16 protein-coding genes and 1 pseudogene are annotated in these 26186 nt (G+C 71.9%); 5 read left to right on the top strand and 12 right to left on the bottom strand.

Going from position 1 to position 26186, the window contains the following annotated elements; genetic code table 11:
* Positions 1–4: 4 nt before the first annotated feature.
* The 3 genes from J1792_RS18235 to J1792_RS18225 all read right to left on the bottom strand — a co-directional run bounded on the left by J1792_RS18235 (position 5) and on the right by J1792_RS18225 (position 9353).
* On the bottom strand, positions 5–8047 hold the full coding sequence (locus tag J1792_RS18235; RefSeq protein ID WP_207247712.1) for a type I polyketide synthase: 8043 nt from the start codon (positions 8045–8047) through the stop codon (positions 5–7).
* Between the two features lie 105 nt (positions 8048–8152).
* Complete coding sequence (locus tag J1792_RS18230; protein WP_086567142.1) at positions 8153–8584, bottom strand: PPOX class F420-dependent oxidoreductase; 432 nt, start codon at positions 8582–8584, stop codon at positions 8153–8155.
* A 76-nt stretch (positions 8585–8660) separates the two neighbouring features.
* Positions 8661–9353, bottom strand: a complete 693-nt coding sequence (locus J1792_RS18225) for an ArsR/SmtB family transcription factor (RefSeq protein WP_207247710.1) — start codon at positions 9351–9353, stop codon at positions 8661–8663.
* A 20-nt stretch (positions 9354–9373) separates the two neighbouring features.
* Here J1792_RS18225 and J1792_RS18220 point away from each other — a divergent pair, with 20 nt between their 5' ends.
* The gene (locus tag J1792_RS18220) at positions 9374–11044 is read left to right on the top strand and encodes an isocitrate lyase/phosphoenolpyruvate mutase family protein (RefSeq protein WP_505391853.1); all 1671 of its coding nucleotides are present in this window, start codon (positions 9374–9376) and stop codon (positions 11042–11044) included.
* On the opposite strand, the pseudogene J1792_RS34255 reads toward J1792_RS18220, so the two are convergent.
* The 8 genes and pseudogenes from J1792_RS34255 to J1792_RS18185 all read right to left on the bottom strand — a co-directional run.
* Positions 10972–11409 (bottom strand): annotated as a pseudogene (locus tag J1792_RS34255) (peptidoglycan-binding domain-containing protein); the annotation flags it as partial. The gene J1792_RS18220 and the pseudogene J1792_RS34255 overlap by 73 nt on opposite strands.
* Positions 11410–12232: 823 nt before the next feature.
* A complete protein-coding gene (locus J1792_RS18215; protein WP_086567148.1) occupies positions 12233–13453 on the bottom strand; it encodes a lipase family protein in 1221 nt (406 codons plus the stop codon).
* 82 nt (positions 13454–13535) lie between these two features.
* Positions 13536–14561, bottom strand: a complete 1026-nt coding sequence (locus J1792_RS18210; RefSeq protein WP_086567150.1) for a pyridoxal-phosphate dependent enzyme — start codon at positions 14559–14561, stop codon at positions 13536–13538.
* Positions 14482–15531: a GHMP family kinase ATP-binding protein gene (locus J1792_RS18205; RefSeq protein WP_086567151.1), complete on the bottom strand. Its 1050-nt coding sequence runs from the start codon at positions 15529–15531 to the stop codon at positions 14482–14484. The genes J1792_RS18210 and J1792_RS18205 overlap by 80 nt, the downstream gene beginning before the upstream one ends.
* On the bottom strand, positions 15528–16313 hold the full coding sequence (locus tag J1792_RS18200; protein ID WP_242646278.1) for a Rossmann-like domain-containing protein: 786 nt from the start codon (positions 16311–16313) through the stop codon (positions 15528–15530). The genes J1792_RS18205 and J1792_RS18200 overlap by 4 nt, the downstream gene beginning before the upstream one ends.
* An 83-nt stretch (positions 16314–16396) precedes the next feature.
* Positions 16397–17206, bottom strand: coding sequence for an ABC transporter ATP-binding protein (locus tag J1792_RS18195; RefSeq protein ID WP_207247709.1), 810 nt, complete (start codon positions 17204–17206; stop codon positions 16397–16399).
* The gene (locus J1792_RS18190; RefSeq protein WP_242645964.1) at positions 17203–18309 is read right to left on the bottom strand and encodes a FecCD family ABC transporter permease; all 1107 of its coding nucleotides are present in this window, start codon (positions 18307–18309) and stop codon (positions 17203–17205) included. Before J1792_RS18190 ends, J1792_RS18195 begins: the two co-directional genes overlap by 4 nt.
* On the bottom strand, positions 18299–19333 hold the full coding sequence (locus J1792_RS18185; RefSeq protein ID WP_086567157.1) for an ABC transporter substrate-binding protein: 1035 nt from the start codon (positions 19331–19333) through the stop codon (positions 18299–18301). Before J1792_RS18185 ends, J1792_RS18190 begins: the two co-directional genes overlap by 11 nt.
* A 167-nt stretch (positions 19334–19500) precedes the next feature.
* Between J1792_RS18185 and J1792_RS18180 the strand changes: the two genes are divergently transcribed.
* From J1792_RS18180 to J1792_RS18170, 3 genes are all read left to right on the top strand, one after another.
* Complete coding sequence (locus J1792_RS18180; RefSeq protein ID WP_207247708.1) at positions 19501–20775, top strand: MFS transporter; 1275 nt, start codon at positions 19501–19503, stop codon at positions 20773–20775.
* Between the two features lie 221 nt (positions 20776–20996).
* Entirely contained in the window at positions 20997–22436 is a 1440-nt protein-coding gene (locus tag J1792_RS18175) for a pyridoxal phosphate-dependent decarboxylase family protein (RefSeq protein WP_086567203.1), read from the top strand.
* Between the two features lie 209 nt (positions 22437–22645).
* Entirely contained in the window at positions 22646–23665 is a 1020-nt protein-coding gene (locus J1792_RS18170; protein WP_207247707.1) for a tryptophan dimethylallyltransferase family protein, read from the top strand.
* A 299-nt stretch (positions 23666–23964) separates the two neighbouring features.
* Here J1792_RS18170 and J1792_RS18165 read toward each other — a convergent pair whose 3' ends face one another.
* Positions 23965–25194: a GNAT family N-acetyltransferase gene (locus J1792_RS18165; RefSeq protein ID WP_207247706.1), complete on the bottom strand. Its 1230-nt coding sequence runs from the start codon at positions 25192–25194 to the stop codon at positions 23965–23967.
* A 362-nt stretch (positions 25195–25556) separates the two neighbouring features.
* On the opposite strand from J1792_RS18165, the gene J1792_RS18160 reads away from it, so the two are divergent.
* A complete protein-coding gene (locus J1792_RS18160; RefSeq protein WP_207247705.1) occupies positions 25557–26177 on the top strand; it encodes a hypothetical protein in 621 nt (206 codons plus the stop codon).
* The last annotated feature ends 9 nt before the right edge of the window (positions 26178–26186 follow it).

The following is a 26186-nucleotide window of genomic DNA, read 5'->3' as shown; positions in this document are numbered from 1 at the left end:
GCAATCACTCCTGGACATCGCCGGTGGCCGTGAGCCGTGTGCCGAGCCATGCCCGGATGGTCTCCGCCGTCGTATGCGCGTGCTCCTCGGTCATGCTCCAGTGGTTGCCGGGGACGTCCACTGAGGTGTGCGGCAGCGGCCAGGACGTTCGCCGCTCCCCGGCCCCCGTCTCATGCATGCCGTGGCCTGGTGGCTGCGGCAGCGGTTCGGTGGCGCGGAGCAGCAGGGTGGGGACGTCTGTCGGTTCCGGCTGCCAGCCACGGGCGATACGGGTGTAGGCGCCGAGGGCGGCCATGGACGTGTCGTCCACGGCGGTGTCGAACCGCTCGCCCATCTGCCAGGGGATACGGGCGGGCAGGGCGAGCAGCCACGGCTCGCTCTCGAGGTCCGGGGTGACGTGGTAGGTGTCGATGAGGACGAGGCCGAGCGGTGGTGTACCGGTGGCCGCGAGACGTGCGGCCACCGAGTGCGCGGGGCAGCCGCCCATCGAGGAACCGAGGACGACGTACGGGCGGTCGCCGACGTGCTTGCGCACGGTGTCGGCGTGCAGGTCCACGAGGGTCTGCCAGTCCCGAGGGACGGCATCCCCTTCTGCAACGCCGGGGTGCTGGAGCTCGAGCACGTCCCGTTCGCCGCCGAAGGCGGAGGCCAGCGTGGCGTGCCCGGGTCTGCCGAGAGCGGGGAAGAAGCCGGGGAAGCACACGAGCGCGGGACCGGCGGTGCCTTCGGCCAGCTTGAGGGGCGCGAGCGCGTGCCGGGCGCTGTCGGCGTGGTCGAAGGCGGGCAGGGCGAGCGAGGCGGTCACCAGCAAGTGCATCGCCGAGACGACATCCCCTGTCTCGCACACGCGCCGGTAGAGGGAGGCGAGCGTCTGGGGCGTCCGTGCCGTTCCTCGTGAGGGGGCGGGACCGGTGGCGGGGACACGTTCGAGCAGGGCTCCACCCAACTCCTCGTGGAGAAGGCCGGCCAACTCCACGGCGCTGGGCCGGTCGAACACGACAGTGGCGGGCAAGGGCACGCCAGTGAGAGCACTGAGACGGTTGCGCAGCAGTACCCCGGTCAGGGAGTCGAAGCCCAGCTCGGTGAAGGGGCGGCCGGGCGCCACGGCGTCCGCGCCGGCATGGCCGAGCACGGTGGCGACTTCCTCGCGGACGAGCTCGAGCAAGGCCGGCGCCCGGTCGGATACGGGCAGCGCGGCGAGCCGTTCCCGCCAGGCTCCGGTCGCGGCCCCGGCTGCCGGGCGGGCCGTGCGCAGCAGCCCCCGCAGTGGCGGCGGCACCGGCTGCCCGGCGGTGCCCGCCTTCCGCGAACGGTCCAGCAGCAGCTGGGCCAACACCGGTTCACCGCTGCCCAGCGCGGCGTCGAACATCGCCAGACCCTGTTCGGGGGAGACGGCGCGCAGCAGGCCGTCCATGGCCCGGTCGGGGGCGGCGGTACGTGCCGCCATCCCCTCCCCGCCTGCCCACGGCCCCCAGGCGAGCGAGATCGCCGGCAGGCCGAGGGAGGCGCGGTGGTGCGCGAGCGCGTCCAGGAAGGTGTTCGCGGCGGCGTAGTCGGCCTGGCCCGCGGTGCCCAGCACTCCGGCCGCCGAGGAGAACAGGACGAAGTGGGACAGGGGCAGATGCTTCGTCAGCTCATGCAGATTCCAGGCGGCGTCCACCTTCGGCCGCAGCACTGCGGCCAGCCGCCCGGGTGTCAGGGCCTCCAGCACGCCGTCGTCCAGGACACCAGCGGCATGAACGACGGCGCTCAGCTCGTGCGCGTACGTCTTCACGACGGAGGCCAGCGCCGTGCGGTCGGCGGCATCACAGGCGATCACGTCCACGCGGGCGCCGGACTCCTGGAGCTCTGCTCGCAGCCGTCGCGCGGCCGGCGACCGGAGGCCGTGACGGCTGACGAGGACGAGGCGGCGGACCTTGTGCCGGGTGACCAGGTGCCGGGCCAGCAGGCCGCCGAGGGCTCCGGTACCGCCCGTCACCAGGACCGTACCCTCGACCGGAGAACTGCCCTGGGGCGTGTCGGTGCCGGCCAGCCGGGGAACGCGCACGGCGCCTTCGACGAGGGAGAGCTGGGGTTCGCCGGTGGCGACGGCGGCCGGCAGCAGGCGCAGGGAGTCGGGCCGGCCGTCGGTGTCCACGAGCGTGAGACGCCCGGGATACTCCGTCTGTGCGGAACGCACCAGGCCCCACACCGCGGCGGCCGGCAGGTCCGGCACGGCGGAGGTGGCGCCGCGGGTCACCACGACGAGCCGCGATCCGGGCGCGGCCGGGGCGGACAGTCGGGCCTGCAGCACAGCCAGGGCACGCGCGGTCAGGGTATGGGTGTCCGCGGCCGGGTCGGCGCCCGAGGAGAGACAGGACAGGGAGACCACCACCGCCCTGGGGGCGTCGGTCCCTCTTCCGGCCGGCGGCCCGGGGAGCAGGGAGCGCAGGCCGAGGTCGTCGGGTTCCGCCACGGACAGGTACGGCACGTCGCCGTCGGCCGGAACGCCGACCCACCGCAGGCCGTACAGGCCCCCGGCAGCGCTCACTTCCGCGGCCGCGGCACCGACGGATTCCGGTACGGGCCGGGTGGTCAGGGAATCCACCCGGGCCACCGGCCTGCCGGCGGGGTCGGCGAGGTCCACGGCGACCGTGTCCGGGCCGGTGGTGCGTATGCGTACGCGCAGCGCCGTGGCACCGACGGCGTACACGCTCATGCCGCGCCAGGCGAAGGGCACGCGGACGGGACCGGCGGTCGGCGCGGCAAGCAGTGTCGCGTGCAGCGCGGCGTCCAGCAGGGCGGGGTGAATGCCGTACCGGCCGGCGTCGGCGCTCGGCGCCCCGGGCAGGCGTACCTCGGCGAACACCTCCTCGTCCGGCCCCCGCCAGACGGACGTGACGCCCCGGAAGGCAGGACCGTACGCGTGACCGGCGTCGGCCAGGCGATCGTAGGCGCCCGCGAGGTCCACGGGCACGGCGCTCGGGGGCGGCCACGCGGAGGCGCCGGAATCATGGACTCCCTGCCCGGTGGCCGGGCCGAGCCGCCCGGTCGCGTGGTGCGTCCAGGTGCCCAGCGGGCCGGACTCCCGCGGACGGGAGTGGACGTCCGCGGTGCGGCGGCCGGAGGCGTCCGGTTCACCGAGGACCACCTGCACCTGGACCCCGTCGCCAGAACCGGAGGGCGGCAGCGGCAGCGGGGCCAGCAGCGCGAAGTCCTCGATGACTTCCAGCCCGCATGCGTCGCCCGCGTGGATCACCATCTCGGCGAACGCGGTGGCGGGTACGAGCACCTGCCCCGCGATGACGTGGTCGCCCAGCCAGGGCTGGGCGGCGGTGGAGAGGTGGCCGGTGCAGAGCAGGCGTTCCGTGCCGGGCATGGTGGTCGTCGTGCCGGTCAGCAGAGGGTGGTCCTTGCCGGCCGGTGCGGGGGCTTCGGTGTCCTCCAGCCAGTAGCGCTGCCGTTGGAAGGGGTAGGTCGGCAGGTCCACCCGCCGGGCGCCGCTGCCCTCGTACATCCGGCGCCAGTCCACCGGCAGGCCGTGTACGTGCAGCCGGCCGAGCGCGGCCAGGACCGCCTGTACCTCCGGTGCCCCGGCCCTGGCGGTGGCCGTGCACATCACTCCCCCGCGCTCCCCCGCGGCGCCGCCCAGGGCAGCCGCCGTGAGCTGCGCGTCGGGGCCCACCTCCACGCAGGCGGTCACCCGCTCGTCGTTCACGAGATGTCGCACGGCGTCCCCGAACCGTACGGTTTCGCGGGCGTGGCGCACCCAGTACGCCGCCGAGCGCAGGTCGTCCCCGTCGGCTGGGCGCCCGGTCACGGTCGATATCACCGGGATGCGCGGCTTCCCGTAGGCCATGCCTGAGGCGATGCGGCCGAACTCGGCGAGCATCGGTTCCATCAGCGGTGAGTGGAAGGCATGGCCGGTCCGCAGCCGCGTGGTGCGGCGTCCGCGACCGGCGAACCGGGCGGCGACGACGCGTACGGCTTCCTCCTCCCCGGAGACGACGACCGACCGGGGACCGTTCACCGCCGCGATCGCCACGTGGTGCGCCAGATCCGCCAGGTCTGCCAGCTCTTCCGCCGCCTCGGCCTCGGTGGCCTCCAGGGCCACCATGGCGCCGTGACCGGGCAGTTGCCGCATCAGCCGGCCCCGGGCCGCGACCAGCTCCACGGCTTCCACCTCCGACAGGGCGCCCGCGACGTGGGCCGCTGCCAGCTCTCCCACGGAGTGCCCGGCCACGGCGTCCGGCCGTACTCCCCAGGACTCCAGCAGCCGGAACAGCGCCACTTCGTAGACGAACAGTCCCGCCTGCGCGAAGTCGGTCCTGTCCAGCAGGGCGGCGGCGTCGGTGTTCTCGTCCGCCCACAGCACGGTGCGCAGCGGCCGCTCGAAACCGCCGGTGCCGTCGAAGCGTTCGCACAGGGCGTCGAAGGCGGCCGCGAAGCCGGGGAACGTACTGTGCAGTTCTCGTCCCATGCCGGGCCGTTGCCCGCCCTGGCCGGAGAACAGCATTGCCAGCCGCCCGGCAGGCGCGCCGGGCCTCACCTCGGTGCTTCCGGGGCCGTGACCGGTGGCCGCCAACGCGTCCAGAGCGTTCAGCAGCGCCTCGCGGTCCCCTCCGGTCACAGCCGCCCGATGTGTGAGCGCCGCCCGGGTCGTAACCAGGGAGAACGCGACATCCAGCGAGGACAGCTGAGGTTGCTCTCGCAGCAGGGACGCCACCTGCCCGGCCTGCGCGCGCAGAGCCTGAGAATCCGCACCCGACAGCAGCAGTGGTGGCACCGCTTTCCAGTGCCCGGGGGCGGCAGTTTCCAGAACCGATTCCCCAGCGGGCTCCTCAAGGGCCTCCTCCAGAATGACGTGGGCGTTGGTCCCGCCGATACCGAACGCGGACACCGCTGCCCGGCGCGGGCCTCCGGGTCGGGCCGGACGCCACTCCTCCTCCCGCGTCAGGAGGCGTACGGCGCCCGACGACCAGTCCACGCGCGGTGACGGCTCCTCGCAGTGCAGGTTGCGCGGCAGCCGTCCGTGGCGCATGGCCAGGACCGTCTTGATGACACCGCCGACGCCGGCCGCGGCCTGGGTGTGCCCGATGTTGGACTTGAGCGCCCCGAGCCACAGCGGCCGGTCGCCGGGCCGCTCCCGCCCGTACGCGGTCTGCAGCGCCTGGGCCTCGATGGGATCGCCGAGCGCGGTGCCGGTGCCGTGCGTCTCGACCGTGTCGATGTCGGCCGGGGACAGCCCGGCGGTGGCGAGGGCCTGCCGGATGACGTCCTGCTGGGCCGGGCCGCTCGGCGCGGTCAGGCCGTTGGACGCGCCGTCGGAAGCGACGGCCGAGCCTCGGAGCACGGCCAGCACCGGATGGCCGTGGCGCCGGGCGTCGGACAGCCGCTCCAGCAGGACCACACCTACGCCCTCCGCCCAGCCGGTGCCGTCGGCCGCGGCCGAGAACGGTTTGCACCGGCCGTCCGGCGCCAGGCCCCGCAACCTGCTGAACGCGACGAACGACGCCGCGGTGGCCATCACCGTGACGCCCCCGGCCACCGCCAGCGAACACTCGCCGGACCGCAGTGCCTGCGCCGCCGAGTGCATCGCCACCAGCGACGACGAGCAGGCGGTGTCCACGGTCACGGCGGGCCCGCGCAGGTCCAGGGCGTAGGCGATACGGCCCGAGGCCACGCTGCCCGCCGAGCCCAGCGCGAGGTGCGCCTCCAGCTCGTGCGGGCCTCGGTTCAGCAGACGGCCGGCGTAGTCGTCGTGCATCACGCCGACGAAGACGCCGGTGTCACTGCCGCGCAGGGCCGTCGGGTCGATACCGGCCCGCTCCAGGAGCTCCCAGGTGGTCTCCAACAGGATCCGCTGCTGCGGGTCGGTGGCCAGTGCCTCCCGCGGAGACATCCCGAAGAAGGCCGCGTCGAAGTCGGCCGCCTCGTGCAGAAACCCGCCGCGGCGGGTGACGGACGTGCCGAGCCGGTCGGGGTCGGGGTCGAAGAGGCCGGGCAGGTCCCAGCCGCGGTCGTCGGGGAGGTCCGACGTCGCGTCGATCCCGTTCGCGACGAGCTGCCACAGGTCCTCGGGTGAGGCCACGCCGCCCGGATACCGGCAGGCCATCGCGACGATGGCCACCGGCTCCGCCGCGGGCGTACGCGCCCTGCCACTGCCCGGGCGGCCGTCGGGGGCCGAGTCACCGAGCAGCGCGGTCTGCAGGAATTCCGCCACGGCGGCGGGCGTCGGCTGGTCGAACACCAAGGTGGCGGGCAGCTCCAGGCCGGTGGCCGTGCCCAGCCGGTCGCGCAGCAGTACGCCCCCGAGCGACGTGACCCCGAAGTCGGTGAAGGGCCGGCCCGGTTCCAGGTCCCGCTCCGGCACGCCGCTCGCGTGTGCCGTCGCGGCGAGGACGAGACGCAGCACGGCGTCGTACCGCCCGGACGGGGCCAGTGCCGCCAGGCGCCGGCGCTGGGCGGACGCGGTGGCCTCGCGCGTCGAGCCGAGGCGTTCGGCCAGGTGCCGGGCCAGCGCGGGACGGTCGGTCTTGCCGGAGGGGGTGCGGGGCACAGAGTCGGTCTCGTACACCTCGTCCGGCACCTTGAAGCCCGACAGCCGCTCCCGGCACGCGTCGCGCACCCGGTCGAGGTCGACGCCGAGCTGCGGGTCAGCGACCACGAACGCGACCGGCACCTCACCGAGCACGTCATGCGGTCTGCCGGCGACGGCCGCGTCCACGACGCCGGGGCAGGCGAGCAGTACGTGCTCGACCTCGACCGGGTTGATGTTCTCGCCGCCACGGATGATCAGTTCCTTGACGCGGCCGGTGACGCGCAGACCGCCGTGTCGGACGCGGCGGCCGAGATCCCCTGTGCGGTACCAGCCGTCCTTGAACGCCTGGGCGGTGTCGTCCGGGCGATCGTGATACCCGAGCATCAGGTTCGGGCCGCGGACCCAGATCTCCCCCTCGTCCCCGTCGGCGACGTCGTCGCCGCTGGACGGATCGGTCAGCCGCACCTCGACGCCGGACACCGGCAGACCGCTGGGGCCGGCGCCACCGGAGCCGTCGAGCCGGTCGACCGCGATCTTCCCGCAGGTCTCGGTGCTGCCGTAGCCGTCGAGCAGCGGTGCGCCGAGCAGCTCCTCGACGTCCGCCCGCAGCTCCGGGGGACATGGCGCGCCCGCGGTGACGCACAGACGTATGCCGGCCGGCGGCCGGGAGGCTTCGCGGACCGCGCTCGTGAGCAGGCGGTAGGTGGCGGGCACGCCGGCGACGATGGTGAACCGCTGTTCGGTGAGTGCTTGCGCGACGTCGGCACCCCGGTCGAGGAGATACGCGCTCGCGCCCACGGCCACCACACCCAGCAGGCACAACGAGTGGGCGTAGGCGTGGAACATCGGCAGCGGCCACAGCAGCCGGTCCTGTGTCTCCAGGCCCCACAACGGGACGTAGGCCGCCGCCACGGACCACAGCGCGGTGCGCTGGCTGGAGACCACGCCCTTGCTCCGCCCGGTGGTGCCCGAGGTGTAGAGGATCCAGGCCGCCTCGTCCAGGCCGGGGTCGTCCCGGGGCGCGCATCCCGGATCCGCCCGGGCCAGCCGTTCGAAGACGTGCGTGCCCGCGGCCGCTCCGTCCGGCATGGCATCCGCGCCTGTGGCTGTGCCCGCCACCAGGACCCGCGACCGTAACCGTGGCCGTACGGCCGCCAGCCGCGAGACCCGTGGCAGCAGCGTGTCCTCGGTGACCACCGCGACCGCCCCGCTGTCGTCGAGGAAGTACGCGAGCTCGGCGTCCGCGGCCCCGGGATCGAGCGGAACACCCACCGCTCCGGCCCGCAGCACCGCGAGGAGACTCTCCACCGTCTCCACCCGGTTGCCCAGCACGAGCGCCACCCGGTCGCCCCTGCGTACGCCAAGCCGCTCGAGGTGGCCGGCCAGACGACGGGTCCGCTCCTCCAGCTCCTGGTACGTGACGCTTCGCCGTGCGTCCTGGAAGGCGGTCTTGCCTCCCGACCGTGCCGCGTGCGTCTTCAGTACCTCCGGCAACGCGCGGATCAATTCGCGACGGATCTCCGTCATCCCCACCCCATTCGGCCCCGGACGAGCGAGACAGCTCTGCTCGGCGAACTCCTCGTCAAAAGCGGAGCGTTGCCGTCACGGCGCCCCCGGCGCCATGACAACAGGCTACAGACGCCCCCTGGGCGGGAACGGCTCGACTCCGACCACGCGACGGACACGCGTGGGCTCGATCAGCACGATGACCCGCTGTTCACCGGGAACGCGCCACTCGAACCGTTCGGTGCCCAGGTAGATGCCCGCCAGCTCGTCCATGTTCCGGTCCGCCGCCGGGCCCTCCACGAACCGGACGGCACGGCCACGGATCTGAACGCGGTCGTAGGGGTCGGCCGGGTCCGCATGGGACAGGCACACGCGCGGGTCACGGCGCAGGTTGCGTTCCTTGACCCGGCCCACAGCGGTGTTGAACAGCACCAGGTCCCCGTCGAGCCCCACCCACATGGGACTCACGTGCGGCGAGCCGTCCTGGTTGACCGTTCCCACGTACCAGATGTGCGGCGTTTCGATCCTCGGACGGATGTCGTTCGGCAGTGCGACCACAGGCCGACTACTGCCCAGGCGCGAGGCATCGGACGCGTTCGAACCGGCCGTGCTGCCAGGACGCGGCAGTCACTGCCTAAACCGTCGCCCCCAGCAGTTCCTGGAACGCCTCGGTCCCTTCCGGTGTCACCTTCACCGCGCGTCCGGAACCCACTCGCCGCACCCACTGTCGTTCCAGCGCCGTGGCACACAGGGCGGCCCCCAGTGCTCCGGCGAGATGGGGGCGGCGCTCCGTCCAGTCCAGGCAGCTGCGTACCAGGGGCCGCCGGGTGCCTGGCGGTCGCGTGAAGCCCAGGGTGTCGGCCAGCCATGTCCGGCCGTCCGGGGTGACGGCGAGACCGTCCTCGGCGGCGACCAGGCCTCGGGCGATCATCGCGTCGGACAAGGCCACGCCCAATCGCCCTGCCAGATGGTCGTAGCACGTACGGGCCCGGGCCTCGGCGCTCAGGCGCACCGATTCCCGCAGGTTCTGCGGTGGTTGGGTGTTCGAGGCGTGGGTGGCGTATGAGGCGAGCGCTTCGATCAGGCCGGCTGCCTCGGGGCCGGCCAGCCGGACGTAGCGGTGCCGGCCCTGGCGTTCCTCGGTCAGCAGTCCGCCCTCGATGAGGCGGGAGAGCTGCTCGCTGGCGGTGGAGGGCCGCACCCCCGCGTGCCGGGCGAGCTCGCCCGCAGTCCAGGCGCGTCCGTCGAGCAGGGCAAGGCAGAAGGCGGCCCGCGTACGGTCGGCGAACAGGGCGGCGGTCTCGGCGAGCTGAGGTGGTTGAGGCATGAGGCGATGATGCCGTAGGCATGGTTCGGGGAGCGCCGAACTGTTGCGGCCCTAGGGTCAGGGTCATGACGCACGTGATCACGACGCATGAATTCGACCGCCATGAGGACGTGCGGGCCGCGCTCGCGGATCCGGCTCTCGTGCCCGAGTTGCCGGCCGCGGACGGCGGTACCGCCGGGGCGAGTGTCGCGTGGTTGCGTGCCACCGTGGTCCGGTTCAGCTCCGGGGAGCGGCATCGACGGCGACGTGCCTTGGTGGAGGCCGAACTGGACCGGCTGGACCCCGCCGCGCTGCGGCGGGCAGCGGTGGAGGCGCCCGCGGGGGACGTACGCCTGCGGGTGGTACGTACCCTCGCCGAGGCCCTGGAGATGCCGGAGCCCGGGGCGGTCGCCGAGGCGGTGACCGTGGTGGCCGGTGCCTACTTCGGGGCCACGGACCCGGCCGCGGACGAGGCGGTGGCCTGGCTGACGGCTCACCTGGCGGCGCCCGAGGGGGCGAACGAAGCCCGTCTGGAGGCCGCCGCCAACCGCATCGGGCTGCTGGTGCAGGCCTGCGCGGCGACGGCGGCGCTGGTGGAGGCTGCGGCCGAGGGCGACGTACCGCTGGCCCGCGTGCTCCGGGAGGCGTCACCGGTGCGGGCCATGCGCCGGGTCGCCGCCCGTGCCACCCGCATCGCCGGTCGTGAGATCGCCGAGGGCGACGTGGTGCTCCTGGACGTGGCCGCCGCCCACCGCGCGCACCCCGTACCCCTCTCCTTCGGCGCACCGCCGCGCGTATGCCCCGGCCGGGCTCACGCCCTGGCCCTGGCCGACGGCCTGCTCCAGCGCCCGCTGACCGCCTTCGCCGGCCTTCACCACCAGGCCGCCCCGCTGCTGCTGCCCAACGCCTGGGACTACGCCTCCGCGGCCGCCCTCGCGGAGCAGGGATTCCAAGCCATCGGCACCACGAGCCTCGGCGTGGCCGCGGCCGCCGGCCTGCCGGACGGGGTGGCAGCGACCGCCGAAGCGACTGTGGCGCTGGCCCGACGGCTCGGACGGGGCTCCTTCCTGTTCACCGTCGACGTCGAAGGGGGCTTCAGCGACGACCCGTTGGAAGTGGCAGTGCTGGCTCGAAAGCTGTACGACGCGGGCGCGGCGGGGATCAATGTCGAAGACGGTCGCCCGGACGGCTCTCTCGCCCCGCTGGAGCTGCACGCCGCGAAAATTGCCGCCGTCAAGGCCGCCGTACCCGAGCTGTTCGTGAACGCCCGCACCGACACCTACTGGCTCGGACATCGAGAGGAGGAGACGGCGGTGCGCCTGGCGGTGTACGAGCAGGCCGGTGCGGACGGGGTGTTCGTACCGGGTCTGTCCGATCCGGACCGGATCGCCGCTCTGACAGCCATGCTCGTCGTCCCGCTGAACATCCTCTACTCGCCGACCGGCCCCTCCCTCACCGAGCTGACCGCGCTGGGCGTACGCAGGGTCAGCCTCGGCTCGCTGCTCTACCGCAGCGCCCTGGCGGCGGCCGTGAGCACCGCGACCGCCATCCGCGACGGCCGGCCGGAAGCCCTCACGGCCCTCTCCTACGCGGAGGTGCAGGCGCTGGCAGTGCCCGACGAGACGCTCCACTCTTGTGAGAGCGAGTCGGCGAACCGCCTGAACGCTGCCTTGAGCTTCTCCCCGATTATTCCGTCGACGGCGTCGGTATAGCCCCAGTTCTTCAGCCAGCGCTGCAGCGCCACCACCGTGCCCCCTCGGATGTTTCCGTCGATCGGGCCCTTGTAGCCCCAGTGCTTCTTGAGGAAGCGCTGTATCGCGCTCCAACCGGTGCGGTCGAGCTGCCCATTGATCGGTCCGTTGTAGCCCCAGTTTTCCTTCAGCCATTGCTGGACCTTCTTGGCCTGCCCGGTACTCAGACTGAGGTTGTCAGCCCACGGGGCGACGGCCTCTGTGCTCGCCGTCGGCTCTATGGCCGTTGCGTTCGCCGCGAAGCTGGTGCCCGCGGTCGCCAGGGTGCCGGCGGCTATTCCGGCGGCGGTGGCAACACTGACGAGCGTCCTGGTCAAGGCTCGCATTTCTTCCCCTCCGATTGTCGGAGCCGACCGCGACGGCCGGCTCGCCAACGAGATTGCGGGAAGGGGAATGGGGTCGCCACGGTTGCCGAGGAAATGACGTACTCGTGGGACGTCCGACGCCCTGACCTGCTGGGACATCGCCTGCCGTGGGGGTTCGGCGGGACGGTCCCAGGCCCCGGCTGTCAATGGTCGCCGGCCACACGGACGGCATGGCAGGTGAACTCGGGCGCGGGCCCCCGCTCATGCCGTCACCCGGCCGCTTGCGAGGCCGGGTATTGAGGCGTGGGTACCCTTGAGGTGGGCGGCCCATCCGTCGGCTTTCGTCATTCACGGGGGATGGTGCTAGCCCTACCAACCCTGCCGGGCAGGACGCCGAGGAGAGCGTGGAGTTCCGTAGTAGGGACTTGACGCTGCAGGGTACGGTCACGGCACCTGCCGAGGCGGCAGGATTGGCGGCCCGGGGTCGTGCTGGTGCACGGTTCTGGTACCGAGAAGCGGGCAAAATACCAGGCCGAGGTCCAGGCCATGGCACGAGCCGGGTTCGTGGTTCTCAGCTACGACAAACGAACCACGGGGCGGGGCCGTTTTCGGCTGGGCCGCGACCCCGTACGGTCCGGAGTACACCGACGTGGACTGCGGCGGCGGAGTCAGCCTTGGCTTCCAACAGAACCCCTCGGAAGCCCCAGCAGGGCCGCTAACCGTGATCCAGTTACGAAGACACGCTCCCAGGGCGTGTCCGGTGGGTCCAGGACATGTCCGACGGGCGACGAACGGCACGGTCGGGTGCGCCCTCCGCTCGACCAGCCGTTGCCGGTGGCGCGCTTCAGTCGGTCTTCGCCGACTCGTCGAAGAACCTGACGATCCGGGGCAGGGCTTGCCGCACCGATCCGTTGTGGTCGTAGTCGCCGACGTCGGTCAGCCGGCGTGCTGCACCGTTCCTCGTCAGCTGGCTGGCGCAGTAGGCCGCGTGACTGAAGTCGACGTCCTTGTCGCCCCGGCCGTGGAAGATCTCCACCGGTACGTTCGGCCGCCAGTCGCAGGTGTTGTCCATCGGGCGCAGCTTGTCCTTCAGGACACCCTCGGGCTTGCGGATCTTGTTCAGGAAGTCCTCGGTGAACAGGTCCTTGGAGGCCGCCGGGAGTTCGCTGACGATCTGCCCGGCGGTGTGATGGCCGTCGAAGAGGCCCTCCACCTTGCGGTCATAAGGGGAGCGGAAGACGTCGCCGGGTGATGCGTAGAGGCCGTACATCTTGTTCCAGGCGGTGACGAAGTAGGCGAGGTAGATGCCGGATTTGGCGATCTTGTCGTCGGCTGCGGCGGCCTCGAAGGCCGAGAGGTTGTAGGGGCCGCTGACCGGGGCGAGTACCCCCAGCCGGAAGTAGGGGTCGGCGCTCTCCTGCTGAAGCGCCCGGCCTACCAGCATGGTCGCGGGGCCGCCCTGCGAGAACCCGCTGACCTGAACCTTCCGCTTCAGCTCCCGGCCGTTCCGGTGGGCGACGGTCCGGGCCGCGCGCAGGCCGTCCACCGAGGCCGCGACGGTGGCACGAGGGTCACCGTAGGGGTGGAAGCCTTCGCCCGAGCCGAGGCCCACGTAGTCGGGCGCCGAAACGGCGCGCCCGGTCGAGGCGAACAGCAGTGCGGCGAGCCGGTCGTTGGACTTCGGATTCTCCGAGGCGACGTCCTTGCGGTAGACGGTGGTGCCGTGCAGCCAGGAGACGGTGGACAGGTGGCGCGCCTTGTTCTTGGGCAGGGCGACGAGCTGGCTCGCGGTCGTGGGGGAGCCCGCGCTGTCAGTGGTGCGGTAGGTGACCCGATAGGCGGTCACGCCGTAGCGGACCTGGGACGAGTCGATCTTTCCCCGGAGCTCCCCGGACACTTCTTCCGCTGTGAGGTCGGCCGCTTGCTCGACGGAGACGACTGCCCCGCCTTGTGCCCGCCCACTGTGGGAGCCGGCCGCCGCCGACGCCGGAGTGGCCAGGGCGGACACACTGCCGAGGACCGCCGCACCAGCCAGAATCCGGGTTTTCGTTCGCCGTGAAGTCATGGACGGATCATGCCGGTCGGCCGCTCCGCTGGGACATGGAGCGACCCCCCGGGCCGCAAGGGGGAGAACCCCATCGGGGCCCCTAGGTGATGGCAAAGTCCGGGGCCGGAGCGCGGTTCCAGCGCATGCGGGACCATGGCAGGGCCAGCCGGCTCTGGTCGGACACCTCCCGCGGGGCGAGATCCGCGATCGGCGCGGCTTCGCGGTGCCGGGCGTAGACCGTGTCGACGTAACGGTGGCCGGTGTCGGCGGCGATGAAGAGGACCGTCCGCTCGGGGGAACGCTCGCGTTCGTGGCGGGCGGCGAGGTACCCGGCGCCGGTCGACAGGCCCGCGAAGACCGCGTGCCGGCGCAGCAGGTCGACGCTGCCGGCCAGCGCCGCGTCGAAGGAGATCCAGTGCAGGGTGTCGTACAGCTCGTGGGAGACGTTCCCGAAGGGGATGGAGCTGCCGATCCCGGCGATGATGATCTCGGGGTCGGAGACGTGCTCGGCGCCGAAGGTGAGGCTGCCGTAGGGCTGGACGCCGACGAGTTCGACGCCGGCCGAGCCACCAAGGCTCTCGGAGCGCAGGTAGCGGGCGAGGGCTCCGGTGGAGGCGCCCGACCCGACCCCGCCGACGACGGTGAGGGGCCCTTCCGCGCCGGTCGCCTCCCGGATCCGGTCGGCGATCGCGTGGTAGCCGAGGTAGTGGATGTCGTCGTGGTACTGCCGCATCCAGTGGTACTCGGGGTGTTCGGCGAGGATCTCGTGGATCCGCTCGACGCGCCGTTTCTGGTCGAGTTTGAGGTCGCTGCACGGTTCCATCTGCTCCAGCGTCGCCCCGAGTACGGTGAGCTGGGTGCGCAGCGTGTGGTCCACCGTCGTCGAGCCGACGATGTGGCATCGCATGCCATGCCGGTGGCAGGCCAGGGCGAGGGCGTACGCGTAGATGCCGCTGGAGCTGTCCAGCAGGGTGCCCCCGCGCCGCACCGCCCCGGTGTCCAGAAGATGGCGTACCGCGGCGAGGGCGGAGACCACCTTCATCGTCTCAAAGCGCAGGCAGACGAGCCGGTCGTCGAGGCGTATCAGGTCCGGCCGGCCGATCGACTCCGCGATGTGCTGGTCCATTCAAGAGCTCCTTGGTGGTGGTGAAGGTCGTGAAGGTCCGGGTGGCGGGGATGCCGTGGGCGTCCAGGGCGCGCAGGCAGCTGCGGACGCGGTGCCGCAGGCCCGGTGCGGCCGGGTCGAACAGCACGCCCGCCACGGCGCCGCTGTGCGCGATCTGGACACCCGCCGCCCCGACACGGCGGGCGATGCAGGTCAGCGCGTCGAACTCCGGGTGGCCGAGCACCTGTTGTGCGCGCCGCGCGCTGGCGGTGGCGACCTGGCCGAGCAGCTGCACGTCGCCGGTCGCCACCGCGCGTCGCAGCCGCGTGCGCATGCGCTCCCAGGCCCGTACGTCACTGTCGCCGGGTTCGTGTACGGGCAGGGACAGGGTGTCCACGGGTGCGCCGCCGCCGAGGGTGCAGCCCACGACGGCCAGCGGGGGCAGGGCCGGGCCGAGGACCTCCAGGACGCGGCCCTCCCGTTGGGCGAACAGCACCGGGCGGTCGTCCAGCATCAGCGGATCGCAGGCCGACTCCGCGCGCACGGCGATCCGGGCGACCGTGCCGGGGGCCAGCCGCAGGCCGTAGGAGTCGGCGACCGCGCGGACGGTGGCGATGACATCGCTGGTGGAGCTGCCCATGCCCAGGCCTACGGGTATGTCACCGGTGAGCCGCAACTCCCCGCCGCAGAGCGGCTGACCGGTCCGCTGCGCGCATTCGGCCACCGCGAGGGCCGCGGCCCGTGCGGCTTTCGTACGGTCGGCGGTTGTGACGGTGAGCGCCTGGGGCGCCGTGCCGGGCCGGCGGACGAACTCGGCGCTGCTGCCGGGCCCGGCCATGGGGAGGGTGACCAGGCCCGCGCACCGGCGTCCGTCGCCGTCGAGGAAGACGCCCTGGAGGATCTCGCCGTGGTGGCAGGGGGCGTATCCGGTGCCGGTGGGGAGGGCATCGGCACCGCATACGGCGGTGGTGGTGCGGGCGGCGGGTGTCATGCGCCGCTCACCGTCCGGTAGCGGTACAGGACCGTCTCCTCGGCGCTGAACTGGGAGAAGGGGAACGGTTCCGCGGACAGGGCGGTCACCCCGGCGCCGAGGAAGGCGCGGGCGACGGCGCTGCCGGTCTGCGCGTAGACGACCAGCGGGATGCCCCGGGAACGGCAGCGCTCGAGGATGGTGTCGAACGAGCCGTTGCTGAGGGTCATTCCGGTGGCGACGACGGCCTCGGCGCGCTCAAGGACCTCGTGCATGTCGTCGGTGACGGGGTCGCCCCACTGGGTGGTCTTGAGGTTGAAGTCGCAGGGCAGTGGTTCGCCGCCTCGCTCGCGTATCGCCGCGACCAGCGGATTGACGACGCCGATGAGGCCGACCTTGGCGCCCTCCTCGATGTCCAGCAGGCCGGCGATGGCCGCGTCGCGGGCCCTGGCGCGGACCTCCGGGGTACCGGTGGGGAGGGTGACGGGCTCGGCGTCGCCCTCCTCGGCGGCCACGCGGTGCGGGCGGGCCGCGGAGAGGTAGGCGTCGAGGGCGGCGATCCGCAGCGGGCGTGGGGCCTCGCGCAGCAGGAGGTCGAGCGGGGCGCCGGAGGAGTCACGGCAGATCACCGGGTCGATCTCGCCGGCTTCGAAGGCGCAGCCGCCGAAGGAGTCGCCGAGGCGGACCAGGACGTACTGGTTGAGGTAGGTGGTGTCGCCGCCGGCGAGGCGGGTGCCGTGGTGGATCCAGAACACGCTGGTGGCGACGAGTTCGGAGGGAAGGGGGCCGTGTTCGCCCGCCAGGACGGCCTCGACGAGTGCGTCGACGGTCGGGGCGGGGGTGGTGGCGGGGGAGTCTGGCGCATGGGATTCCTTTTCACAGGGATTCAGAGAGATTCAAAGGGAGGGTCGGGGTGCCGGGGCAGGGGCGCCGCCGAGCGGCCGCGGTAGGTGACCACGGGGTGTCCGAGGGTGTCGGTGGTGAGGTCGGCGTCGACCTCGAAGACCTCGGCGAGCCGCTCGGTGGTCAGGACGGCGGCGGGGGTGCCGCAGGCGATCAGGCGGCCGTGGTGCAGGAGCAGCAGGCGGTCGCAGTAACGGGCGGCGAGCGACAGGTCGTGCAGCGCGACCAGGACGGTCTGGTCCGTACCGGTCAGCAGCCGCATGAGTTCCAGTTGGTGTTTGACGTCGAGGTGGTTGGTGGGCTCGTCGAGCAGGAGCGCGTACGGCTGCTGGGCCAGCGCGCGGGCGATGTGGGCGCGCTGCCGCTCGCCGCCCGACAGTGCCTTCCAGGAGCGGCCGGCGAGCGCGGTGAGTCCGACGCGTTCCAGCGCGGCGGCGACCACGGCCCGGTCGGTGGCGTCCGGCCCGCGCCAGCGGTCCCGGAAGGGGGTACGGCCCAGGCCCACGACGTCGGCGACCCGCAGGTCGCTGTCCGCGGCCGAGTCCTGTTCGACGAAGGCGACATGGCGGGCGATCCGGCGCGCACTCCAGTCCTGTACGGGCTCGCCGTCATAGCGGACCGTGCCCGCGTCGGGGGCCCGCAGGCCGGCCAGGCAGCGCAGGAGCGAGGACTTGCCCGAGCCGTTGGGGCCGAGCAGTCCGACCGTCTCGCCGGGGGCGATGTCCGCGCTGACGTCGCGTACGACCTGTGTGCCCGCCACCGACCAGCTCAAGCCCTCGGCGGTGATCCTCACAGCTCACCCCTCTTGCGCAGGATGAGAAGGAAGAGCGGCACGCCGAGCAGTGCGGTGATCACGCCCACGGGCACCTCGCGGGGCGCGAAGGCGACCCGCGCCAGTGCGTCCGTCCACACCAGGAACACCGCCCCCGCCAGCGCCGCGTACGGCAGCAGCACCCGGTGCAGCGGCCCGACGAGGAACCGCACCCCGTGGGGGACGATCAGCCCGACGAAGCCGATGGCGCCGACGGTGGCCACCGCCACCGCGGTCAGCGCGGCCGTGACCACGAGCAGCAGCATCCGTGTGTTCCGTACGCCGATCCCGAGGGACGCGGCGGTGTCGGTGCCGAACGCGAGCCCGTCGAGGGCGTTCGAGCAGAGCCACGCGGTCACCAGCCCCAGCGGGGTGACGACCGCGCACACCACGACGGTGTCCCAGCGGGCCGGCGCCATCGAGCCCAGCAGCCAGTGGGTGACGGCCCGCGTGGTGTCCGCGTCCGCCGAGGCCATCAAAACGAGCGAGGTCGAGGCGGTGAAGAGCTGGCCGACGACCACACCGGTGAGCACGATACGGGCCGAGTCCAGGCCGGTGCGTCGCAACAGCAGCAGGAGCAGCCCGAAGGAGGACAGCGCGCCGGCCAGCGCGCCGCCGGTGACCCCGAGGGCGCTCGCGCCCACTCCGAGGACGACCACGGCGACGGCTCCCGTCGAGGCGCCCGAGGAGACGCCGAGCAGGTAGGGGTCGGCGAGCGCGTTGCGGGTGACCGCCTGGAGGACCGTGCCGCATACGGCGAGGGAGGCGCCGACCAGGGCGGCCATCAGCACACGCGGCAGCCGAAGGTCCCAGATGAGGGAGTCCAGCAGTGGGGGCAACGGCTCGACGCCCAGGCCGAGTCGCGTGCCGAGGACGCGGGCGAGGCCGGTCCAGCCCACGTCGGCGGTGCCGATGCGTACGGCTGCCGCCATGGAGCCCGCCAGGGCGAGTGCGGCGAGGAGGAAGAGGAGTGTGTGGGCGGCCGTGGACCGGCCGGGCCGACCGGCCGGTGCGGGTGATCCGGGTGATCCGGGTGACAGCAGGAGATCCGCAGTTGGTTTCGGGGCGAGGGGGTCAGCGGACATACCCGAGGTCCTTCATCCCCTTGGCCAGCAGTTCCAGAGCGTGCACGGAGCGCACGGACGGGTCCAGTTCGATGCCCGGCACCTCGAGGATCTTGTTGTCGTGGACCGCCGGGAGCTTGGATATCACCGGGTGCTCGGTCATCGTGGCGCGCTTCTCGGCGGCGCTGTCGCCGGGCCGGCCGCGCTCGGACAGGTCGCCGATCACGATGAAGTCGGGGTCGCGCTTGGCGACTTCCTCCCAGGAGACCTCCGGCCAGTCCTCGTCGATGTCGTCGAAGGCGTTCTTCGCGCCGACGATCCGGCTCATCTCGCTGGGCAGGCCGGACTTGCCCGCCACGTACGGCATGCCGTTGAAGACGGAATAGAGGTAGACGACGGTCGGCCGGTCGTCGCCCTGGGGAACCTTGGAGGCGTTCTCCCCTGCTTTGGCGACCGCGGCGCGCTGGTCGGCGACGAGCTTGCCGGCCCGCTGCTCGGCACCGAAGACTTTGCCGAGGTTCTCGTAGTCGGAGAAGAGCTGCTCGAAGGGGGACGTGACGGCCTGGTTCTGCTGCGGGCAGTCCACCGCACTGACGAACGTGGGGACCTTGAGGGCGGCCAGCTCCTCGCGGGTGCCGGCGCGGTCCTTCGTGTAGAGGTCCGAAGAACCGGCGACGACGAAGTCGGGTGTGGCGGAGCGGAGTTGCTCGCCGGTGGCGATCTTCGGGGCGATGACCGGGACCTTGGCGTACGCGGCCGCGTACTGCGCGGGGATCTTCGTCTTGAGGTTGGCCGTTCCCGCCATCCGGTCCTCGAGTCCGAGGGCGAGGAGGGTCTCGGTCGAGGTCTGGTCCAGGGCGACGGCCCGGTGGGGAGGCTCGGCGAAGGACAGCCGGCGGCCGCAGCTGGTAACGGAGGCCGCCTTGGCGGAGGCCCGGGCGGCGGGGCTGTCGTCCTCCTCGGTTCTGTCGCCGACTGCCGCGGAACAGCCCACGGTTGCGAGAGCGATGGTCAGGGCGATGCCGAGGCGGGCGGGGTGACGCATGGCTTCTCCGGTCCGAGAGGGGGCGAGGGATGGGGAAAGCGTGAGTGCTGTGGTGCACCGGGGCAGGAGTGCCGCACTCGAGGGTACTGTAATGGTATTCATTTTCATTAAGGAAATCGGGTGCGGCCACCGAACCTCACCCCATACCCTCAAGGAGCACCCACACCGTGACGACCACCCACACGCCGACAGCGACCAAGTCCGCTGCCCCTCCCCCGCGTTCAGTCCTTCGCAGCACCGCGTTCCTGCGCCTGTGGACCGGCACCACCGCCTCCGGCCTCGCGACCTGGGCCCTGCCCTTCGTCCTCGGGCTCGCGGTACTGCACCACGACCTCGGCGCCGCCGGCCTCGGCCTGGTCCTCGCCGCGCGCACCGCCGGCTTCCTCGTGGCCGTCGCCATCGGCGGCGTACTGGCCGACCGGCACTCCCGCCGCACGGTCGTCCTCTGGTCGGCCCTCGCGGCGGCGGTCGCCGCGCCCCTCCTCGCCGCCGGTCTCGGCCGCTCCCTCGTGCTGATGACGGCCGCCGCCGCCCTCGCGGGCGCCGGACAGGGCGCCTGCCGACCGGCCTTCCAGGCGCTCACCGCCGAGACCGTCGCCCCCGAGCACCGTCAGCAGGCCAACGCCGCCATGACCATGGCCGTACGCAGCTCCACGCTCACCGGCCCCGCCCTGACCGCGCTGCTCGCGGCCTTCCTCGACATCGGGACGCTCCTGCTCGGCATCGGCCTGCTCTGGCTGGTCGCCGCGCTCGTCCCGGGCAAGGGCACTACGGGCACCACCGTGGCAAACCAGGCCGGCGCCGAGCCCGCCCCGCGCGCCGGCTTCCGCGCCGAGTTCCTCGAAGGGATACGCGAGGCACGCCGCCATCCCTGGTTCCTCGCCGGACTCGCCGCCCTCGTCGCCGTCATCGCCCTCGGCTACTCCGCGACCAGCGTCGCACTGCCCCTGATCAGCCGGGATCGTTACGACACCGAGTGGGTCCTGGCCGCCGCCATGACCGCGTACACGGTGGGAGCTCTCGGCGGGGCGCTGGTCATCGCCCGCTGCCGGCCGCGTTCGCAAGGCTGGGCCGCCTTCGCCGGGCTGGCCGCGTACGGCGTCGCCCCGCTGAGCCTGATGCTTCCCGTGCACCCGCTCGTGGTCGTCGCCGCGTACGCCGTCGCCGGGATCGGCATCGAGTTGTTCAACGTGCCCTGGTTCACGGCCACCCAGCGCGAGGTCGCCCCGGACAAGCTGGCGCGCGTCTCCTCGCTGGACTTCCTCGTCTCCTACGGCCTCGCGCCGGTCGGCCTCGCCCTGATCGCCCCGGCCATCGACGCCTTCGGGTTCACACCCGTACTCGCCGTATGCGCCGCCGCCTGCTTCCTCGTACCGGCCGCGGCGGCCCTGGTGCCCACCGCCCGCCACTTCGCACGCACGGCCCCGGCGACGACGGACTGACCTGCCGGACGGTCACGGCGCGCCCCGCCCTCCGGCCAGACAGTGCGACCCCGGCCGGCCCTCCCCCACCGGCCGGGGCCTCGCAGGGTCGGTCATGAAGTGAATGAGCAGGTCAGCCACCGCGGTACCCGCCCTCCATGTGCCCAGGCTGGAAGCGCTGCCCCATGAAGGTGGGCGGAGTCACCGTCACACCGCGTGAGATGTGGGCGATCCTATTAGTCATGAAGATCCATCGCGCCTCGCCGCTGGAACCCGACCAAGCCACGATGGTGGACATGGCGAACCTGGTGACGCAACAGGTCGCCACCTTCCTCACGACACTGGACTCCCGACCGACGCACGACAGGACGGTTCCCGAGGTCGAGGAGAAGCTGGCGGAGTCCTTCCTGTCGGGGCCGCCGGAGAACGGCACCCCCTTCGCGTCACTCATGGACCAGCTCGGGACGGCTGCCGAGAGCGCCATCGAATCCGCCGGGCCGCGGTTGATGGCCGCGTTACCCGGAGGCGGACTCTACTCATCGGCACTCGCCGAGTTCTTCACCAGGGCCCTCAACCGCTACGGCACCCTTGCCGCTGCGGCACCCGCCCTGACCGCCCTGGAGGAAGGTGTCCTGCGCTGGATGGCGCAGGACGTGTGCGGGCTTCCGCCCGGCAGCTCGGGAATCCTCACCACCGGCGGATCCATGGCCAACCTCTCCGCCGTGGTGACGGCTCGTCATGACCGGCTGGGAGAGGACATCGGGCGGGGCACCATCTACGTCAGCGAACAGGCGCACTACTCCGTTGCGAAGGCTGCTCGTATCGCCGGGATCCGGCAGCAGAACGTTCGCATGATACCGGTCGCCGAAAACCTGAAGATGGATCTCGGCTTGGCCGCGGAACGGATACGTGCCGATCGCAGCGCGGGATTGCGGCCCTTCCTGCTGGTCGCAACAGCGGGGACCACGGACACCGGAGCCATCGATCCGCTGACGGACGCAGGCGCCCTGGCTGATCGCGAGGACCTCTGGTTTCACGTGGACGCGGCCTACGGAGGCTTCTTCCGGCTCACCGCACGCGGCCGCGAGCGCACGGCAGGCATCGAGCGGGCGGACTCCGTGACCCTGGATCCCCACAAGGCCTTGTTCCTGCCGTTCGGCACCGGCGCCCTCGTGGTCCGGGAACCGGCACGTCTGCATGCCGCGCACGAAGGTTCCGCCCCCGCCCTGCAGGACGTCGGCACGTCCGACGCCCTTCCGGACTATGCGCAACGGGGAATCGAGCTGAGCAGAGAGAACCGAGGGGTGAGGGTGTGGCTCCCGCTGCACCTCCACGGGCTGTCCGCCTTTCGCGACGCGCTCGACGAAAAGCTCGACCTCGCGGGCCACATCCACAGCAAACTGAGCGCCGTTCCGCGTCTCGATGTCCCCTGGCACCCCGAGTTGACCGCCGTCGCTTTCGCAGTCCGGCCGAGGCATCCCGGGGCGACGGCACGGCGTGATGCCGACGCCGCCACGCGACAGCTCCTCGACAGGATCAACTCCGACGGCCGTGCGATGGTGCACAGCACCACCATCGCGGGCCGGCAGCTGATCCGCATCTGTGTGCTCGCGCATCGCACGCACAGGGAACACGTGGACGAAGTACTCGACGTGATCACCGCCGGGACCGCCGAGTTGTGAGCTCGAGCGTTATCGAGAACAACAGCGCGCGAAATACCGGCGAATCACCCGGGGCGGGCTTCCCCGGAGTGCCACGACACACACGGAAAGTTGAACGATCCATGGCAACACGGTATGCAGTATTCGATGCGGGTGATCAGTCCTTCGGTGAGTTCATATGCCGTCAATGGGAAAGCGCAGCAAGCGCACTTCGCCTTCCCCATGAAGGCTTGAGACAGACGGAAGAAATCCTCCGCGATGTCCTGGCCGACTGGTTCGACACGCCCATCGGACGCGAATGCCGAATGCCCTCGTACGTTGCTGCAGACGGTTTCCCGGCCGAATTTTCGATCAACTGGTCAGGAGCCCAGCCGGAGCTCCGGATCCTCTTCGACGCCGGGTTCTGCTCACCCCGGCCCAGCGAATCAGCCATGGAAGTGTCGCGGAAACTTGCAGGCCAGCCCGGCGTCAGCCTCGACCGATACCTGAGTGTCGAGGACATTTTCCTCGGTGACGCCGACCACGAGCCCGCACCCCTTTGGCACGCGATGGCCTGGCGCCCTGGTGAGGGGCTCACCCTCAAGGCGTACTTCGGCCTCTACCGGTGGGACCACCGAAGGCGCGAGGCCGTGATCGGGCAAGCCATGGAGCGGCTGCTCATGGATTCCGCGTGGGAGAATGCGGCACAATCGCAAGGACTGGTCCCAAGCGACAGGGAGCTCGAGTTCTTCGCCCTGGACCTGTCCCACGAGCCCAAGGCACGAGCCAAGGTGTATTGGCGCAATCGCGTCGTGGATCTGGACACGGTCAATGCTTTCGCCTCGACGGCACGGGCCCACGATCCGCTGCAAGCAGCGAAGGTGTTCCGCGCACTCGCCGGTCCGCACAGGAAAGACGCGGGTGACGCGGCGTGGACGTGTCTCGCGTTCCGGGGTGGCGCGGACCGGGCGGACGAGGCGACCACATACCTGCGGATGCCGGACCTCTGTGAAGACGAACTGGAGGTGGTCCGCCGGGTTGAGGCGGTCCTGCTCGACGAGGGCGTACCCGTCGGCCCCTACCGAACTCTTGTCGACTCCCTGGCACCCAAATCACTGGACTCGTTCACTGGGCTCCAGGAGCTCGTCAGCTACCGAACGGGGCGCCGCCGCGGCGACGTCACAACATATCTACGCTTCTCGGTCTACCCGGGCCCTTGCCCCGAGGACTACGCGTTCCAACAGCACGGCGCAACGGCTTCGCCGAACTAGCGATCCAGTTTCCGGCGCTCCGCTGAGAGTTCGTCCCGCCATCACCTCTTACCGCGGTGCCTGCCCCGCCTCCGTCAGTGGGCCGGGAGGCACCGGCGGCGGCTCCGGGGTTGTGGTGCCATCTCCCGCCTTCGGCGGCGCCATCGTTGAGGGCGGCGGCCACCATGCGGCCGGCAGGTGGCGGTCGCGTTCTTGATGGTCGTCCAGCCGGGCCGTGCCTCGAGCGCGGGGCGCTCCCCCAGCTCAAGGCCGTTCAGCAACTCTCGCGGTCGAGGCATGCGGGGTGGGCGGCGAAACGGTCAGAACCAGTGCAGACAGTGCGGGGGGCGGTCGGCGCGGAACAGGGCGTCGGCGAGGGCGGCCGCGCCCGGGTGGTGGGCCCGGATGTGGCCGGCACGTACGAGGGTGCTCGGGGCGGTGCCGCCAAGGTAGACCGAGCCCAGGTCGCGCACGTCCAGGGACAGGTCAGGCTCCCGGTCGGTGGGGACGCAGTCGGCCTTGCCGTCCCGGACGGTCAGCAGGTAGCGGCCGTGCTCGCCGAGGAACGGGTCGTCGACGTCGAGGACGAGCTCGCCGTCGGTGAACCAGCCGCGCGCGGTCAGCGCACGGGGGACGTCCAGCAGCCGCACCCAGAGCCAGTCGTCGTCGCTCACCTGGCCGGCACGGAAGTCCGCAAGCTGCCAGCGCAGCGGGTGCCCGGGCGGGAGGTGCTTGAAGACGACCTGAGTGACCAGGTCGTGTCCGAGGACGAACCGGTCCAGGGCTGCGGAGACGGCGTCGTCGGTGGCGATGGTCTCGTCGACCGTCAGGGTGCCGGACTCGAGCGAGTAGCTGGCGTACCCGTCCGGGACGCCGTCGGCGTCCCGGTGGACGGCGACGTAACGCGGCGCCGGGGAGACCGGGGGCCGCCCCGCGCCCAAGGCCCACCAGCGGTGCGGGCGGGACAGCGCGCCGGGCTGTGCGCGGCGGTACCGGTCGTAGACCTCTTCCAGGATCGCGCCGCACTCGGCACGCCGCAGCAGCTCGATGGAGCCCGTGTCCGATCCGGTCGCCGGGGCGTCGGCCGTTCCGCGAGCCCGGGGAAGGGCGAAGGCGGCCTGGTGGCGCGGCACCGTCAGCCGCTGCGTGTAGGTAGCCGGTCCATAGCCGAACCTGCCGTAGATCAAGGCCTCGGAGGCCAGCAGCACGGAGAGGAACTCTCCTCGGGCTCGCAGCTCGGCGAGCTGATGCCGCATCATCGCGCTGAGCACGCCCTGGCGTCGGTGCGAGGGCAGGACGCCGACGGCGGTCACCCCGGAGGCCGGGACGATGATCTCGCCGGGCAGGGTGAGCTCGAAGGAGTACGCGCCGGCGGTGCCGACGGGCCGCCCGTCCGCGGTCATGGCGAGCAGGTTGCGGTCCGTTTCGAGCGCCGACCACCAGAGCCCGCCGCCGCCCTCGGCCGGGGTTTCCGGGAAGAGCCCGAACGCGGCATGAAGTGTGTCGACGAAGACGTCGAGATCCTTGTCGGTCGTAGGACGGATCTCCATTGCTGCGCTGCCTCCCCGGGATACCGGCACCACGACTCGTGGGGCCCCGCCACAGTGCAGCGTTGACCCCGTGACCAGGTCAAACCAATTACGGCGTCAGGTGAAGTCGTCGGAAGTCGCCTGGTTGCTGACGCAGGGGCTGGAGCGGTTGCGGCGGTGGGCCTCATGCGGTGGGCGGGCGCAGGCGGTCTGCGGTCAGCTCGGGGGTGAAGGGCCCTGCCGCAGCCTGGCACCTGGCATAGGCCGGCACCCGTCGACACCCGCGGTGGCTGAAAGCCGCCTACCCAGGCCGCCCGCCCACCCCTAGTGTCATGGCCGCTTCATGCGCGACTCGGCAGTCACCGGCGCGGAAAGTGGTGGGTATGGGCCTTCCCGAACGTTCCGACGAATCCTCGCGGCAGTCCGACGGTGAGCGCCCGGGGCGCCGTCTCTTCCTCTCCAGAGCACTCGGCACCACCGCCGGCCTTGTGGTGGTCGCCGCGGCCGGTGCGGTCACCGGCGGCGTGACGTCGGCGTACGCCGCGCCCGTCTCCGGCCAGGGACCGACGCGGCAGCAGGGCCAGCGCAACTGGCGTTTCTGCAACAAGTGCTTCGGCATGTTCTATTACGGATACCCGCAGAACGGCGTCTGCCCGGCCGGCGGGGCGCACTACATGGCCGGCTACGACTTCGACATCCCGTACAACGTGGGCGAGACGCCCAACGCCCAGGCCAACTGGCGCTTCTGCGACCGCTGCTACGGCATGTTCTTCTTCGGCTACCCCAGCGGCGGCTGGTGCCCGGTCGGCGGGTCGCACCACGCCGCGGGCTTCAACTTCGTGCTGCCGCACGAGGTCGTCGAGACCCCGAACGCCCAGGCGTACTGGCGTTTCTGCACCAACTGCTACGGCCTCTTCTTCTGGGGCTACCCGTCCAAGGGCCGCTGCCCCGCGGGCAACGAGCACAACGCCGCCGGATTCAACTTCGTCATCCCGCACTGGTGAGCAACCGGC

Origin of the sequence: Streptomyces triculaminicus (assembly GCF_017349075.1) — a bacterium.
GTDB classification, from domain to species: domain Bacteria; phylum Actinomycetota; class Actinomycetes; order Streptomycetales; family Streptomycetaceae; genus Streptomyces; species Streptomyces triculaminicus.
The sequence above is the reverse complement of the archived record's forward strand: the minus strand, read 5'-3'. Positions and strand labels throughout refer to the sequence as shown.

What these genes read in the sequence shown, in the direction of transcription:
- J1792_RS18205 (WP_086567151.1), bottom strand. Translation starts at nt 15,531, where the DNA reads ATGACACCCGCCGCCCGCACCACCACCGCCGTATGCGGTGCCGATGCC.
- J1792_RS18175 (WP_086567203.1), top strand. Translation starts at nt 20,997, where the DNA reads ATGAAGATCCATCGCGCCTCGCCGCTGGAACCCGACCAAGCCACGATG.
- J1792_RS18165 (WP_207247706.1), bottom strand. Translation starts at nt 25,194, where the DNA reads ATGGAGATCCGTCCTACGACCGACAAGGATCTCGACGTCTTCGTCGAC.
- J1792_RS18185 (WP_086567157.1), bottom strand. Translation starts at nt 19,333, where the DNA reads ATGCGTCACCCCGCCCGCCTCGGCATCGCCCTGACCATCGCTCTCGCA.
- J1792_RS18220 (WP_505391853.1), top strand. Translation starts at nt 9,374, where the DNA reads ATGGTTCGGGGAGCGCCGAACTGTTGCGGCCCTAGGGTCAGGGTCATG.
- J1792_RS18190 (WP_242645964.1), bottom strand. Translation starts at nt 18,309, where the DNA reads ATGTCCGCTGACCCCCTCGCCCCGAAACCAACTGCGGATCTCCTGCTG.
- J1792_RS18235 (WP_207247712.1), bottom strand. Translation starts at nt 8,047, where the DNA reads ATGACGGAGATCCGTCGCGAATTGATCCGCGCGTTGCCGGAGGTACTG.
- J1792_RS18210 (WP_086567150.1), bottom strand. Translation starts at nt 14,561, where the DNA reads ATGGACCAGCACATCGCGGAGTCGATCGGCCGGCCGGACCTGATACGC.
- J1792_RS18160 (WP_207247705.1), top strand. Translation starts at nt 25,557, where the DNA reads ATGGGCCTTCCCGAACGTTCCGACGAATCCTCGCGGCAGTCCGACGGT.
- J1792_RS18215 (WP_086567148.1), bottom strand. Translation starts at nt 13,453, where the DNA reads ATGACTTCACGGCGAACGAAAACCCGGATTCTGGCTGGTGCGGCGGTC.
- J1792_RS18225 (WP_207247710.1), bottom strand. Translation starts at nt 9,353, where the DNA reads ATGCCTCAACCACCTCAGCTCGCCGAGACCGCCGCCCTGTTCGCCGAC.